Annotated in this window: 15 protein-coding genes and 1 pseudogene; 2 read left to right on the top strand and 14 right to left on the bottom strand. The window is 39.8% G+C overall.

The annotated features are described in order from the left end of the window. Positions 1-31: 31 nt before the first annotated feature. The 4 genes from AB685_RS00280 to AB685_RS00265 all read right to left on the bottom strand — a co-directional run bounded on the left by AB685_RS00280 (position 32) and on the right by AB685_RS00265 (position 2,251). Complete coding sequence (locus AB685_RS00280) at positions 32-526, bottom strand: cytochrome c biogenesis protein CcdC (RefSeq protein ID WP_047968573.1); 495 nt, start codon at positions 524-526, stop codon at positions 32-34. A 66-nt stretch (positions 527-592) separates the two neighbouring features. Beyond that, on the bottom strand, positions 593-1,012 hold the full coding sequence (locus tag AB685_RS00275) for a hypothetical protein (protein WP_047968572.1): 420 nt from the start codon (positions 1,010-1,012) through the stop codon (positions 593-595). A 63-nt stretch (positions 1,013-1,075) separates the two neighbouring features. Further along, positions 1,076-1,435 (bottom strand): response regulator, encoded by a 360-nt coding sequence (locus AB685_RS00270; RefSeq protein WP_047968571.1) that lies wholly within the window; start codon positions 1,433-1,435, stop codon positions 1,076-1,078. A 105-nt stretch (positions 1,436-1,540) separates the two neighbouring features. After that, on the bottom strand, positions 1,541-2,251 hold the full coding sequence (locus AB685_RS00265; RefSeq protein ID WP_047968570.1) for a cytochrome c biogenesis protein CcdA: 711 nt from the start codon (positions 2,249-2,251) through the stop codon (positions 1,541-1,543). Between the two features lie 227 nt (positions 2,252-2,478). On the opposite strand from AB685_RS00265, the gene AB685_RS00260 reads away from it, so the two are divergent. After that, positions 2,479-2,640: an aspartyl-phosphate phosphatase Spo0E family protein gene (locus tag AB685_RS00260; protein WP_047968569.1), complete on the top strand. Its 162-nt coding sequence runs from the start codon at positions 2,479-2,481 to the stop codon at positions 2,638-2,640. 110 nt (positions 2,641-2,750) lie between these two features. On the opposite strand, the gene AB685_RS00255 is transcribed toward AB685_RS00260, so the two are convergent. The 7 genes from AB685_RS00255 to AB685_RS00225 all read right to left on the bottom strand — a co-directional run bounded on the left by AB685_RS00255 (position 2,751) and on the right by AB685_RS00225 (position 11,200). Then, entirely contained in the window at positions 2,751-4,550 is a 1,800-nt protein-coding gene (locus tag AB685_RS00255) for an ABC transporter transmembrane domain-containing protein (protein WP_047968568.1), read from the bottom strand. Between the two features lie 3 nt (positions 4,551-4,553). Beyond that, a complete protein-coding gene (locus AB685_RS00250; protein ID WP_047968567.1) occupies positions 4,554-6,302 on the bottom strand; it encodes an ABC transporter transmembrane domain-containing protein in 1,749 nt (582 codons plus the stop codon). 942 nt (positions 6,303-7,244) lie between these two features. After that, on the bottom strand, positions 7,245-7,463 hold the full coding sequence (locus AB685_RS00245; protein WP_010193468.1) for a YneF family protein: 219 nt from the start codon (positions 7,461-7,463) through the stop codon (positions 7,245-7,247). 92 nt (positions 7,464-7,555) lie between these two features. Further along, positions 7,556-7,987: a sporulation inhibitor of replication protein SirA gene (sirA, locus tag AB685_RS00240; protein WP_047968566.1), complete on the bottom strand. Its 432-nt coding sequence runs from the start codon at positions 7,985-7,987 to the stop codon at positions 7,556-7,558. Positions 7,988-8,153: 166 nt separating this feature from the next. Next, entirely contained in the window at positions 8,154-10,160 is a 2,007-nt protein-coding gene (gene tkt / locus AB685_RS00235; RefSeq protein ID WP_047968565.1) for a transketolase, read from the bottom strand. A gap of 90 nt (positions 10,161-10,250) precedes the next feature. After that, complete coding sequence (locus AB685_RS00230; RefSeq protein WP_047968564.1) at positions 10,251-10,481, bottom strand: DUF896 domain-containing protein; 231 nt, start codon at positions 10,479-10,481, stop codon at positions 10,251-10,253. Between the two features lie 44 nt (positions 10,482-10,525). Further along, positions 10,526-11,200: a recombinase family protein gene (locus tag AB685_RS00225; protein WP_047968563.1), complete on the bottom strand. Its 675-nt coding sequence runs from the start codon at positions 11,198-11,200 to the stop codon at positions 10,526-10,528. Positions 11,201-11,332: 132 nt separating this feature from the next. Here AB685_RS00225 and lexA point away from each other — a divergent pair, with 132 nt between their 5' ends. Beyond that, a complete protein-coding gene (lexA, locus tag AB685_RS00220; RefSeq protein WP_047969650.1) occupies positions 11,333-11,947 on the top strand; it encodes a transcriptional repressor LexA in 615 nt (204 codons plus the stop codon). Between the two features lie 33 nt (positions 11,948-11,980). Here lexA and AB685_RS00215 read toward each other — a convergent pair. From AB685_RS00215 to AB685_RS00205, 3 genes and pseudogenes are all read right to left on the bottom strand, one after another. After that, positions 11,981-12,599: pseudogene (locus tag AB685_RS00215) on the bottom strand (DUF421 domain-containing protein). 71 nt (positions 12,600-12,670) lie between these two features. Next, a complete protein-coding gene (locus AB685_RS00210; RefSeq protein ID WP_047968562.1) occupies positions 12,671-13,615 on the bottom strand; it encodes a nucleoside hydrolase in 945 nt (314 codons plus the stop codon). Between the two features lie 84 nt (positions 13,616-13,699). Continuing rightward, the gene (locus tag AB685_RS00205) at positions 13,700-13,933 is read right to left on the bottom strand and encodes a phage holin (RefSeq protein WP_047968561.1); all 234 of its coding nucleotides are present in this window, start codon (positions 13,931-13,933) and stop codon (positions 13,700-13,702) included. Between the last annotated feature and the right edge of the window lie 10 nt (positions 13,934-13,943).

Here is a 13,943-nt window from a genome sequence, read left to right as displayed (position 1 = left end):
AATAACTAAAGCATAAAACCTCGGTTTGTAATTAAACCGAGGTTTTTATCGTTGGTGGAATGGAACCACTCTCTATCTTCTTGTATTTAATATACATCGCGATTCGCCATGGAACAATCATGCCGAAAGCAAGCAACCAGAACATTCCCGTCAGCTCACCGATATCAATCTGTGTACTAAGCACAAGTTTTAAAACAATCCTTATAGCTAATAACCCAAGTAAAATAAAGACAAACGCCTTCGAACGTTTTAAGTATATGTCATTATCCTTCATTTCAAATTTGGAGGTTTTAATCAAGAAAATAGAAAATATAGCTCCAACTGTCAAAGCTTCCAATACTTGCAACGAAGATACACGGAATTCAGGAAATAGAAACATTAGTGCACCTGTACTCATGAAGATGGGAGGCAATACAATTTTTTTTACTGATGAAGGTTTTTTCGCAGCTTTCATTCTGATAAACAAGACCAGTAATGCCATACATACTGCAAAAATCGTAGATAGTGCTGTACTCAAGTTAATCATCCTCTGTTTTCACAACTTTTAACCTCTTACTATTATACCGAAAAAGAGAAATATTAAAAGTCATATCTACGCTTTTTGAAATTCTCTATAACGTCTGATAGACACAAACAGCAAAAAGAGGACTGCTACGAAATACAATGTATCAAACATCCAAACTCCATCCACAAAATCCACTCTTTGTATAATAAGGTTCCCAATGAGAAATAGGAAGGAAAAAAGTGCTGTTAGAGCAAAACTGAGTATATATAAAAGAAGCATCCCCTTCTTGTAAGAAGAAAATTCCTTGCCACTTTTAATGAAGAAATATAGTAGGATCGTGATTATAAGAACCGATTGGGCGGCACCCCATAACTGGTCCATTTTCACCACCTTTTCAAAGTCCTCACTATAAAAGATACTTACAAAATTATCTACCTGCAATGCAAAACTGACAAAAATAAAATAGGTTATTAGAAATCCTTCAATGACTCTCGCTATAAATTGCATTTAGCTCCCCCTATAAAAATAAACTACCCTCTACCTTAAAGTAGAAGATAGTTCATCTGTTAGTTATCCTATTACTCTTTTAACTGCTTCCAAAACCCTGCTTTCATCAAAAGGCTTTACGATGAAATCTTTTGCACCTGCTTCTATGGCTTCCACAATCAAGCGTTGCTGCCCCATGGCAGAGCACATGATTATTTTGGCCTTCGGAAAATCTTTCACTATTTCACGAACAGCTTCAATACCGTTCATTTCTGGCATCGTGATATCCATGGTAACGAGATCAGGTTGATGATCCCGATAAAGTGAAACTGCATCTTTTCCATTCTCTGCTTCACCTATAACAGTGTGGTTAGATTTAGTTAAAATGTTCCCAATTGTAAGTCTCATAAACTTTGCATCATCCACTACTAAAACTTTAGCCACCGCAAAGTCCTCCTTATGTCCCATAAAAAAGTTTTATTTTACCTTTATTCCCAATTTTAACTTTACTCTTTTCAGACATAAGAATCAACTAAAATATCAAACAATTTAAAATCCTTTAAATCCTCCAGTGATTGCAGTCAACCACACAATTATTTTCGTCAACCAATCAAAGAATAATAAAACTCCCATGAAAATCATGGTATATCCTCCGATTTTCATGATTAGTATGTGATTGCGCTTAATCCAGGACAATTTTCCAATGAAGAAGGAAAGGATAAAGAATGGTATCGCAAATCCAAGTACATAAGCTGTCATGTAAAGCACACCTGATCCAGGATTTGCCGCAGCCAGGGCCATTACAGACACAAGAATCGGACCGGTACAAGGTGTCCACCCTGCCGCAAAAGCCATTCCGATCAACACGGTACCGATGTACCCAGTTGGTCTATTCTTGAACGTAAGCTTTTTATCTGTCATCAGGAATTTAGGTTTAAAAACTCCCAGAATGACAAGTCCGAAAAAGATAATCAGAATAGCACCGATCTGGCGTATCAAATCGTTATATTGGACAAAGAATTGACCTAAAAATGATGCACTGTATCCCAGCCATATAAAGATGATGGAAAAGCCCACTAAGAAAAATACTGTATGTAAAATACTTCTACTACGAAACATACCCTTCTCTTCTTTCAGTTCCCCTACCGATACACCGGTAATATAGGAAAGAAAGGCAGGATAGATTGGTAGCGTACATGGGGAGATGAAAGATAAGAATCCCGCTCCAAACGCCAAAAACAGAGTAACATCTGCAGACATAGTATCACTACTCCTATACAATTATAATTTATATAGTAACAGAAAAAACTTGAAAACATATACAAGCTTTTTAATATTGTATGACGAAACCGTGACATTATTGCCTAGTAATTTTTCACTAGTTTAACAATTATTAAAGTCCTATTAACTTGCACTTTTTCTTTGTATTGCCTCCTAAATTCTAGTATAATGATGTTACGAATTGGAAGAAGGAAGGATACTCAACTTTGGCTACTAAACAAGAACTACTGAATTTAATTGAGAAAAAACGATCTGAACTGATCGACATCGTCGCAAAATACGGAATGTCCTCTTCTAAAACATTAAAGCTTAGTCAGGAACTGGACACTCTTCTAAACAAGTATAACCATATCATCGTCCCTAAATAATACATAGTAATTAAGTGAACTTTTTTACTGCACCCCTTCTCAAAGTGAGGAGGGGTTTGTTTTTTGTGCAAAAAAAATACACAGCCTCTAAATAGGCCGTGTACAATCCATCAGGGATGAATGAGCGCATCCTCCACCTTATCCGGATTTCCGTTTTGAAGAAGATACATCTTATAATATAACCCCTCTTGATTCAGTAACTCCTGATGTGTTCCCCTCTCTACAATTTCTCCTTGATGCAGAACGAGGATCTGATCTGCATCCTGTATGGTGGAAAGTCGATGAGCAATTGCAATAGTTGTTCGACCCTTCCTCATTTTCTCAAGGGCAGTCTGGATTGCTTCTTCCGTTTCTGTATCTATGTTTGCAGTCGCCTCATCCAATACAAGAATCTTGGGCTTGGTTGCGATGGTCCTTGCAAATGCGACAAGTTGTCTTTGACCACTTGAGAAGGTTGCTCCTCTTTCCACTACGAGCTGTTCATATTGTTCTGGAAGCTTTTTAATAAACGAATCCGCCTGGACGAATTCTGCCGCTGCTTTAATCTCCGCATCTGAAATCGAAGGATTATGCAACCGGATGTTATGACTGATTGTTCCATAGAAAAGGAACGGATCTTGAAGAACGAGCCCCATCTTTTTACGAAGCTCCTGATCTTCAAAATACTTCAGTGGAAAACCATCAATAAGGACTTCTCCTTTTTCTATCTGATAGAACCTCATTAATAAATTGATGATGGAGCTCTTTCCACTGCCGGTGTGACCGACTAACGCTACCGTTTCCCCAGGTTTCGCTGTAAAAGAAATATCCTTTAATACATCACGCTTCCCGTCATAAGAAAAAGTCACATTCTTAAATTCAATTTCTCCTGAAGTAATGGCTGGTTGACTTAGCGACTTTACTGCTGTGGGTGCAAGCTCTTTTTCATCCAGTAGATGGAATACTCTGGACGCGGAAACTATTGCTTGCTGGTACATAGAAAGTCTCATCATCATTTGATTCACCGGTTCAAAGAATCTCCCAAGGTAGTTGACAAATGCGTAGAGAACTCCAATTTCAATCACATTCCCTATGGACGATATACCAAAATAACTCAACACTAAAATCAAGGACAAAACATAAACAAAATCGATTGCCGGACGTAGCAGAAGCCCGTCAAGCTTGATATTTTTCACACCAGCCTGATAATGCGCCTCATTGATCTCTGCGAATTCCTTCCGCAGCCGCTTCTCTTGCCGAAATACCTGAATGATGGACATTCCTTGCAATGATTCATTCAGCTTGGCATTCAGCTGGCTGAGCCTTTCTCTCATATCCGCATAAAACCTCGAACTGAAATGACGGTACGTAGCCATGATTGCAAATATGATTGGTATAATCAGCAAACAGAAGATGGCCAGTTGTACATTCAAGAAAAACATTGCAATGAATATTCCTATCAAAAATACACCATTTTGAACAAACGTCGATATGACACTCACAAACATATCTTTGATTGCTTCAGTATCGTTGGTTACCCTAGAAACAATACTCCCCCCAGGTGTTTTATCAAAAAACTTCAATCCGAGTCGCTGTACCTTTGCAAAAATATCGATCCGGAGCTCTTGAATTATCTTTAACGAGATTTTCTGGAATTTCAATAGCTGAAAATAAGTAATGACCACTTTTACAATCAGTATCCCGATATATAAAGAAGCTAGTGTTACTATCGGGCCTGTTTCCATTACTTGAGGTGTTAAATAATCATCGATAAACACCTTTATAATCAAGGGACCTACTATTTCACCTATGGTTGCAAGTACTAGTAAACTGAATGCAAAGATGAATTGTTTTGTATGTGGTTTGGCATATCCTAATAGCCGCTTTAGAACCTTCCTTTGCTCTTTTGCCGTTATTGTCTTATTGTTCATTTTCTAACCCCCATGCTCCACTAGGGACTCTAATGCTTGACGATGATACATTTCCCTGTACCATCCCTCTTCTTCCATCAACTGCCCATGTGTACCTTTCTGAACAATTTTCCCATTTTCCAATACAAGGATTGCCTGTGCATGCTGGATGGCACTTAAACGGTGGGAGGTAATAATCGTTGTCTTGCCCTGGCGATTTTCTTTAAGGGCATGAAGGATGCTCTCCTCCGTTTTGGCATCAACTGCAGATAGGGAATCATCGAGTATTAATACTTCGGGATTCATAAGCAACGCTCTGGCTATGGATAGACGCTGCTTTTGTCCACCTGATAAGGAAACACCGCGTTCCCCCACCATCGTCTGGTAGCCCTCTGTGAACTCGATGATATCATCATGGATGTTTGCCAATTTCGCTGCGTGAATTATTTCCTCATACGACGCTTCCGGTAATGCAAAAGCAATATTATCGGCAATGGTTGCCGAGAACAGGAAGTGGTCCTGAGGTACATAGCCAATAGCTTTTCTCAGCGATTCCAATGAATACTTTGTAATTGGATAGGAACCGATAAAAATATCACCTTGGATGCCATCATATTCCCTGATCAGCATTTTCAACAACGTTGTTTTTCCGCTACCAGTCTTTCCCACAATCCCAAGAGTTTGACCTTGTTTCAACTGGAATTGAATGTCTCGTAATAGGGCTTCTTTTTCGTTAGGATATGTAAAGGTTTGCACATTGTATTGAATGTCTCCTGTAGGTACTACTTCAATGGAGTCAGTAGCATTCTTAATGTCGACTTCTTCTCTCATAAGTGTCGAGACACGATCATAGGAGGCCCTTCCACGTTCCACGATGTTGAATAGCCAGCCAAATGCAAGCATAGGCCAGATTAACAGACCCAAATAGGTAGTAAATGCAATCAATTCCCCAATTGTCATTTCACCCATCATGACATATCTGGAACCAAAAGCGATGGCAAGGAAAAAGGAAATCCCGATGATCAACCCAATAGTAGGATCGAAAAGGGAATCTATTTTTGCTACGATAACATTCTTTTTCACTACATCTTCTGCCTGTTTTTCAAACTCTTCAATTTCCTCTTTTTCTTGCCCGAATGTTTTAACCACTTTAATCCCATTCACGCTCTCTTGCACCTTATCATTCAACGATGAAAATGCAGCTTGTGCTTTATGAAATGTTTTGTGTAAAAGAGTTCCGTAGTAGTTCGTCGCCAATGCCATAAAAGGTAGTGGGAGCAGACATATCAGCGTCAGCTTCCAACTGATGGTGGCTGCCATGGCAATCAATACGAATCCACCGGTCATTAAGGAATCGACAAGTGTGAGTACCCCGGCACCGGCAGTCTGCTGGATCGCTTGAAGGTCATTTGTGGAATGAGCCATCAAGTCCCCGACTCGTCTGCGCTGATAGAAACTTGCCGACATCTTAGTAAAGTGTTCAAATAAATTATTGCGCAGTAATCTGGCCAGTCTAACTGCCGGGCCAAAAATCATGATTCTCCAGAGATACCGAAGAATGTAGACGATAATGGCAGTACCCAGTAATACTAGCATCAGTTTCAGGATGGTCTCTCTTGTGAGTGTGCCGTCCACAATATAATCGACTGTCATTCCCACTATTCTTGGTGGAATAAGTTCAAGAAATGCAACTATTGCAAGTAGGAGCACTCCCGGAATGTATGACTTGCGCTCCTGTTTAAAAAACCACCACAGATCCTTAAAAATACTCATGGTCTTTCCCCCGATTTATATAACTATGATCAACTATAACAGTTTAGCAAATATTCAAATTTTTAGGAAGATAGTTTTTTATGGAGAATTATTTTTTGTTATGATGCCAAGGTTTATTGTGGACTTCTTTTTGTTGGTTAAGCTGGTTTTATGAACGCCGGATTTTCTTGACGACTTCAATTTCGGAGGTCATACGACGTCTATGACTACCGGATTCTCTTACTGACTTCTGTTTCGGGCTTCATACGACTTCTATGACTACCGGATTCTCTTTCTGACTTCTGTTTCGGGCTTCATACGACGTCTATGACTACCGGATTCTCTTACTGACTTCGGTTTCGGGCTTCATACGACTTCTATGACTACCGGATTCTCTTTCTGACTTCGGTTTCGGGCTTCATACGTCCCCTATGACTACCAGATTCTCTTACCGCCTTCAGTTTCGGGCTTCATACGACTTCTATGACTACCGGATTCTCTTTCTGACTTCGGTTTCGGGCTTCATACGTCCCCTATGACTACCGGATTCTCTTTCTGACTTCAGTTTCGGGCTTCATACGACGTCTATGACTACCAGATTCACTTACCACCTTCGGTTTCGGGCTTCATACGTCCCCTATGACTACCGGATTCACTTACCGCCTTCAGTTTCGGGCTTCATACGTCCCCTATGACTACCAGATTCACTTACCGCCTTCAGTTTCGGGCTTCATACGTCCCCTATGACTACCGGATTCTCTTACCGCCTTCGGTTTCGGGCTTCATACGCTACAGATGACACGCGTTTTTCTACTCTATTGCTCATTCTGCGCTTCATACACCCCCAATGGACACACAGATTCCAAATCTAGCTGTCTATACGAGTTTCATTAGTATTCACACTCATAATAAATCTCCCCAAACAAAAAGAAAAAGCACCCATACACTGGAGTGCTTTCTCATTTATTTCATTTGCTTATTCATCGCAGACATCATCTGATTAATTTTCTTTTGGGATGGTTTCATTCCCATTTGCATCATCATCACGCGAAGCATTTGCTCATTAATTGGTGGATTTTTCTTTAGGTAAGTCATCATGTACTTACGAGCGATGAAAAATCCTAGTGCAACCCCAGCAATCAATGCTAGAACTACAATAAGAATCCAAATCCATGTTTCCATTAAAAAATTTCCTCCTCAAAACTAGGTCTACCAATGTAGTGTACTAAACTAGAACCTATTATACAACATTTTCCGCTATTTTTCTCTATCCATTAAACAAATTTTCTTTGTTTGATCGGCTGGAGCCAGCCATACCTTTTACTATCGGCATCAATTGCCAGAAAATATGGTGCCTGCTTTCGGATGATTTCAAAGAATATTGCTTCTGCTTCAAAGGAGCCTGTAGAAGTAAGTTTTAGATATTTTTCAAAAATAGATAGTTTGGCAGTTGAATCTTCCCTCTCTATTCTATGCTGATAGGCAACACGTTTGTAGCCTTGTTTATTTTTCAATATAGATTCTAGTGATTGTTGGAGTGGGAAGGTTGGGATGGGAATTGTGACATAGTCCACTTGCTGCTTAATTATTGCATGAAGTGGTTCCTCTTGCTCGTATTGCTGAAAAAGTTGGAATAGCTTTAACTCATTACCTGAATAATGCTTTGCCACTTCTTCCTCTATCAAATAAATCATATATTGACGCATACGAAACCCTCCTATCATCCTCTTTACTAGTATTATAGAGAATGTTTGAGGAAAGTTTTGTCTGATAGTGTAGTTGGCAAGGGACTATTTTTAGCGAATGTTGTCGAAACCATAAAAAAATGAGCAATGCCGTAAATTCGACATTGCTCCATTTCGTATTTAACAATTATTTATCAAGTAGCGCCTTAACTCGTGCCACTACGTTTTCTGTTGTAAAACCGTATTCTTTCATAATACGCTCTCCAGGTGCAGAAGCTCCGAAACCGTTGATGGCTAGGATATCTCCTTCATCCCCAGTATAGCGCTCCCAACCAAGTGGAGTAGCCATTTCAATACCTAAACGTTTTTTCACGTCTTTAGGTAAAACAGAGTTTTTGTACTCTTGGGATTGCTGTTCAAAACGATCCCATGCTGGCATGCTGACAACTGATACGTGAATGCCGTCTTGCTGTAATGCTTGTTGTGCATCTACAGCCAGACCAACCTCAGATCCAGTTGCAAGGATAAGTGCATCCGGAGTATCTTTTCCAGCTTTGGAAATGACATATGCTCCCTTACGAACGCCATCAAGTGCAGTCTCATCTGTACCTTTAATAGTAGGCAAGTTTTGACGGGTTAACACTAGAGCAGTCGGAGTTTTCTCTGATTCCAGCGCAACTTTCCATGCAGCAGCTGTTTCGTTTCCATCAGCTGGACGAATGACAGATAGGTTAGGCATTGCACGTAATGAAGGTAGCTGTTCAATTGGTTCATGCGTAGGTCCATCTTCTCCTACAGCAATGGAATCATGTGTAAACACGAATGTTACCGGTAGCTGTTGAAGTGCAGCTAAGCGGATTGCCGGACGCAAGTAATCGGAGAATACGAAGAATGTACCACCGTACACTTTAAGTCCACCATGAAGTGCCATTCCATTTAATGCTGCACCCATTGCAAATTCACGAACACCGAACCAGATATTGCGTCCACTGTAATCTTCTGCAGTGAAGTCCGCTTCGTTTTTAATATTTGTTTTATTGGAACCAGCCAAGTCAGCAGATCCACCAAAGAGGTATGGAACCTGTTTCGCAATGGCATTAAGAACTTCTCCGGAGGATGCACGGGATGCCAAGCTTTTACCTTCTTCATATACAGGAATCTCGGAATCCCATCCTTCTGGAAGTTCACCTTTGATCGCTGCTTCCAATTGTTTCCCAAGCTCAGGATATTTCGATTTGTATGCATCGAAAAGCTCATTCCATTCGGATTCAGCCTTGGCACCTTTTTCCGCAACGGTTTCACGGAAATGCGTGTACACTTCTTCCGGAACATGGAAGTCGTTCTCAAATGTCCATTTATATGCTTCTTTCGTCAGTTTCAATTCATCGGATCCAAGTGGGGCACCATGAACATCTGATTTACCTGAACGGTTAGGTGAGCCGTAACCGATTGTGGTTTTCACTTCAATCATAGTTGGGCGAGAAAGATCACTTTTCGCTTCTTGCACTGCTGATTCAATCTCCTCAAGGTTGTTTCCATCTTCAACACGGATATATTGCCAGCCGTAACCTTTAAAACGCAATTCAATGCTTTCAGAGAATGAACGATCCAAATCGCCATCAAGTGAAATGTCATTGGAATCGTAAAGGACGATGAAACGGCCCAATTTCAAGTGGGATGCTAGGGAAGCTGACTCTCCAGATACACCCTCCATCAAATCTCCATCTCCGCAAATGCTGTATGTAAAGTGATTTACCAATTCCATACCTTCTTTGTTATATGTAGCAGCCAAGTGACGCTCTGCCATCGCCATACCAACACCCATGGCAATACCTTGTCCAAGTGGGCCTGTTGTTGCGTCTACACCTGGTGTATGTCCGAATTCAGGATGTCCAGGAGTTTTGCTTCCCCACTGACGGAATTCCTTCAAGTCATCCATAGATACATCGTATCCACCTAGATGTAAAAGACTATAAAGCAACATGGAACCGTGACCTGCAGAGAGTACGAAACGGTCTCTATTGAACCAGTTCGGGTTCTTCGGATTGTGGTTCATAAATCTTGTCCATAATGAATACCCCATTGGAGCGGCTCCCATAGGCATTCCAGGATGTCCGGAATTTGCTTTTTCAATTGCATCGATTGCTAGTGTACGTATTGTGTTAATGGAAAGTTGATCTATTTGTTGTGTCATCTTTTCCATCCTTTCTCTTTAACTTATTTTTTCTTGGAAAAATTCTATTTTATCATAGATAGTATGTTCCAATGTTCTGAAAAAAAGCGTTTAATGCTTTAAATTCTTTTTTGTTTGCTTTAATTTTTCCGGAGTAACATCATTTCCTTCAGGATCCATTACCGTTACCCCTTGTAGAGTATTATCCATGGAAGCACGGAAAGTCTTGATATACTCCTGACGAAGCATCTGTTGTTCAGCAGCCTCATCCTTGGTAAGCCCTTCACTTTTCGCCTTCTTGGAGAGTACATTAATTCTTGCGATTTTTTCTTTTGATAGCATAGTAAACCCTTCTTTCATCCTTGTGAAGATATGCCTTTATCTTACTAGAGCGGTTCTTTTTTTACAAGCAAACCGGTGTCAGTCTCTTCAATATACTCCCGATACCGCCGATTTACGGTTGCCTTGGACACATCATAACCAAGCCCTCTCAATGTGGCAGCGATTTCATGGAAAGTAAGCTTGTTCTTTCGAAGCCTTACAATTTCTTCTATTGGAATTTCGATTTTCTCTCGACCAGGGCTCATATGGATGTTCGAGAGGTTCTTTGTTGGATCATATCCTCTTTTTACCGCTCGCTGCATGCCTCTTTTTATTTTCAAATTATGTAATTTTCTTTGGTATTCCTCTACAATTGCCACAATATCCATAACCATGGAATCAGAATCGGATAAAGTCAGTTCGCCGTTATCAGTAATACAGTAAATTTTGATATCATGCTTTCTTAACCAATGCAAAAAGGCTATTTTTGCATTTCCTCTACCAAGTCTTGTTTCGTCTTGGATCAGAACGACATCGATTTTTTGAGTAGAAATCAGCTCGATTATTTGAAAAACACCTTCACGATCCAAGTCATACCCACTTGCCTGTTCCTCTACTACCTCTATCACTTCAATACCTTGGTTTAATGCTAACGAAACAAGTTCTTCCCTTTGACGAGATAAAGATGTTTCCTGTGTATCTTTCTTTGTGCTTACACGGCAATAAATAATTCCCTTCACTTTTGATCCCCCCGCTTCTATTGAACTATCATTATCGGACGAACATATATTCCTGTCAATTATTCGAACTTATGTTTGTATTTTTGACTGTAACATGCTATACTTGTACCAATATAAATGATAGAGGTGCGGATTATGAAACTATCAAAAAGACAGCAAGACATATTGGATTACATAAAAAAAGAAGTCCAAGCAAAAGGATATCCACCTTCCGTCCGTGAAATCGGCGAAGCTGTCGGACTTGCTTCCAGTTCTACTGTACACGGTCATCTTGCTCGATTGGAAAGCAAAGGGCTTATCCGACGAGATCCGACTAAGCCGAGAGCGATTGAAATTATGGAAGATGAACTTGTACCTAAGATCTCCGCAGTCAATGTACCGATCATTGGTAAAGTAACTGCAGGTCAGCCGATTACAGCGATCGAAAACGTAGAGGACTACTTTCCTCTTCCTGATCGCTATGTTGCCCCGGACGAACAGGTTTTCATGCTTGAGGTTATGGGAGACAGTATGATTGAAGCCGGCATCCTTGATGGTGACTATGTTATCGTACGGCAGCAGCAGTCCGCAAACAACGGCGATATTGTCGTTGCTATGACAGAAGAGGATGAAGCTACCGTTAAACGTTTCTTTAAAGAAAAGGATTATATCCGATTACAGCCGGAAAACTCCACATTAGAACCAATCATTGTTCGTAATGTGAGCATTCTCGGAAAAGTTATTGGTGTTTATCGTAATATCCATTAAAAAAAGCCGACCATCGGCTTTTTTATTTTTAATTTAATCCAGTAATTCACCAGGAGGTTCTTTTAATTTATGTTTCCCATTTTTCACTTCCGTAAATAAATTCCCCTCTTCCTCCTTGTTTATGCGGCTTGGTTTACTTGAAGGATCAATCATTATCTTTAAGAGCTGAATTTCCTGATAGAGGAGATTCCATTCCTTCTTTGTAACAGGCTTTGCTTGTTCTAGTAATTCAAAACCTAACTGTCCGTTCGGTTCAAGCGTAGCCCATTTCACATCACTTATACTTGAAATACTATTTTGTCTAAGTTTCATCTCTAATTGATCAATCGTAAACCTTAACTTTTTTAATGTTTTTACATTTAATTTTCCATTTTCTATTAAAATTTTCGCCTTACCTGTAATAAGCTTCTCAGTCTGATTTTAGTTGTAAGAACTCCATTAATACAAGTGTTACTACAAGTGTGATTCCCACTCCAAATGTTACCCAAATGCTCTGCCCTGCTAAAGGTTGAATTAACAAGGAACCGATACCGATCATAATTACCACTTGGGCTAAAGTCATCTGAGAAATAGACTTTCTTCCTGCAATTCTTAATAAGAGCGTACCAATGATAGTAATTAAAATAGCTTTCCAAATCCAATTTAAATCCATTGCAGTTTCACCCCATCAACTTGCTATATCCTTATATTTGTCATTTTATTGCAATATATTCAGTAAACAAATTAAGATTCTTGACCTGCGTCTCTCAAATTAACCCTTATAAAGTCTTTAATGAAGTCGTTGTAATCAAAATCCATCGCTATATAATGCTCAAATTCTGGCTCTTTATAGACTATCCTAAAATCTGCTATACTTTGCCCTCTGTTTCCGTCAACAATTGCAACCCTAACATCTCTCTTGATTGTATAGGTTTTATCCTTATTTAAAAGATAATAAAGCGTGAATACATCATGCACTGGTGAACCATCTATTCCAGGCATCACCTGGTCGTAGAATGTAGCATAATAATTGGTTACAGCGGGAATTAAATTTTTGTAGGGACTGTTCGTACGATTAAATATGAATGTGGCAATATCCCTTGTCACTACCGCTCTGTTCGTTACATTAAGTGGAGTTATATACACTTTCTTTGCTTTGTTCAATATAACGTTTGTAGCTATTGGATCTCCCCAAAAGTTAGCTTCTGCAACATCTGTTACGTTTCCGGGAACCATAAACGCCCCTCCCATAAGATAAACCTCATTAACCTGTTCCATAAGTTCAGGTCGGAGATTATACGCGAATGCAAGAGTGGTTTGCCTTCCAACATCCACAATCACAATGTCTTCTATATTTTTTTCAATAATCTCGAACAACACTTCAAACGGACTAACATCGGCTTGAAAATCTTCCGGTGGAATAATTGGTCCCAACCCTTGAGGTCCATGTATTTCAGGATAAAAAATTGTATGAATGCCACTCAATGGTTGAGATGCCCCTCTCATAACAGGGATATCCGTCCTCCCTGCAAGAGCAAGTAAGAAAGCGGCATTTCTGGTAGCATCAAATACGGAAACATTCCCATACCCTGTTACAATTCCCATCAACTCGATTTCTTCATTTAGCAAAGAGTATATTATTGCTAAGGAATCATCTATTCCAGGATCTGCAAAAAGCAATATTTTCATTTTTTCACCACTCCTGATAAGGATATAGGGTATCAGAACAAATGAGAAAAAACCAAGGCTTGCCACCTCGGTCCCGCATAAACTCTATTTCACTCTACTTCTAGCTTTCTCTGTCCAGTCATTGTCCTTCCACCATGCAATTATTGCTGCAAAGGTAGTCCAAGCTATACTGAATAATTGCTCCAACTGCGCTTCCGTAAAAGGTAGCGGGGATTTCCCATAGACAACAAGCAGCTGGTTTACAAGAGCAAATCCAAGAAACACAATACGAAACCAAGCACCTTTTGAAACAGGCCTGATCTGTTTTGGTTCTGCCATCTCAAAGTCC

It is taken from the genome of Bacillus sp. LL01 (assembly GCF_001037965.1).
This window is presented reverse-complemented; position numbering and strand designations above follow the sequence as displayed.

Excerpts from the sequence above, each read along its gene's own strand:
- AB685_RS00280 (WP_047968573.1), bottom strand. The coding sequence starts at position 526 with ATGATTAACTTGAGTACAGCACTATCTACGATTTTTGCAGTATGTATG.
- AB685_RS00245 (WP_010193468.1), bottom strand. The coding sequence starts at position 7,463 with ATGGAAACATGGATTTGGATTCTTATTGTAGTTCTAGCATTGATTGCT.
- AB685_RS00230 (WP_047968564.1), bottom strand. The coding sequence starts at position 10,481 with ATGCTATCAAAAGAAAAAATCGCAAGAATTAATGTACTCTCCAAGAAG.
- tkt (WP_047968565.1), bottom strand. The coding sequence starts at position 10,160 with ATGACACAACAAATAGATCAACTTTCCATTAACACAATACGTACACTA.
- AB685_RS00250 (WP_047968567.1), bottom strand. The coding sequence starts at position 6,302 with ATGAGTATTTTTAAGGATCTGTGGTGGTTTTTTAAACAGGAGCGCAAG.
- AB685_RS00275 (WP_047968572.1), bottom strand. The coding sequence starts at position 1,012 with ATGCAATTTATAGCGAGAGTCATTGAAGGATTTCTAATAACCTATTTT.
- sirA (WP_047968566.1), bottom strand. The coding sequence starts at position 7,987 with ATGCGTCAATATATGATTTATTTGATAGAGGAAGAAGTGGCAAAGCAT.
- AB685_RS00255 (WP_047968568.1), bottom strand. The coding sequence starts at position 4,550 with ATGAACAATAAGACAATAACGGCAAAAGAGCAAAGGAAGGTTCTAAAG.
- AB685_RS00210 (WP_047968562.1), bottom strand. The coding sequence starts at position 13,615 with ATGAAAATATTGCTTTTTGCAGATCCTGGAATAGATGATTCCTTAGCA.
- AB685_RS00265 (WP_047968570.1), bottom strand. The coding sequence starts at position 2,251 with ATGTCTGCAGATGTTACTCTGTTTTTGGCGTTTGGAGCGGGATTCTTA.
- AB685_RS00205 (WP_047968561.1), bottom strand. The coding sequence starts at position 13,933 with ATGGCAGAACCAAAACAGATCAGGCCTGTTTCAAAAGGTGCTTGGTTT.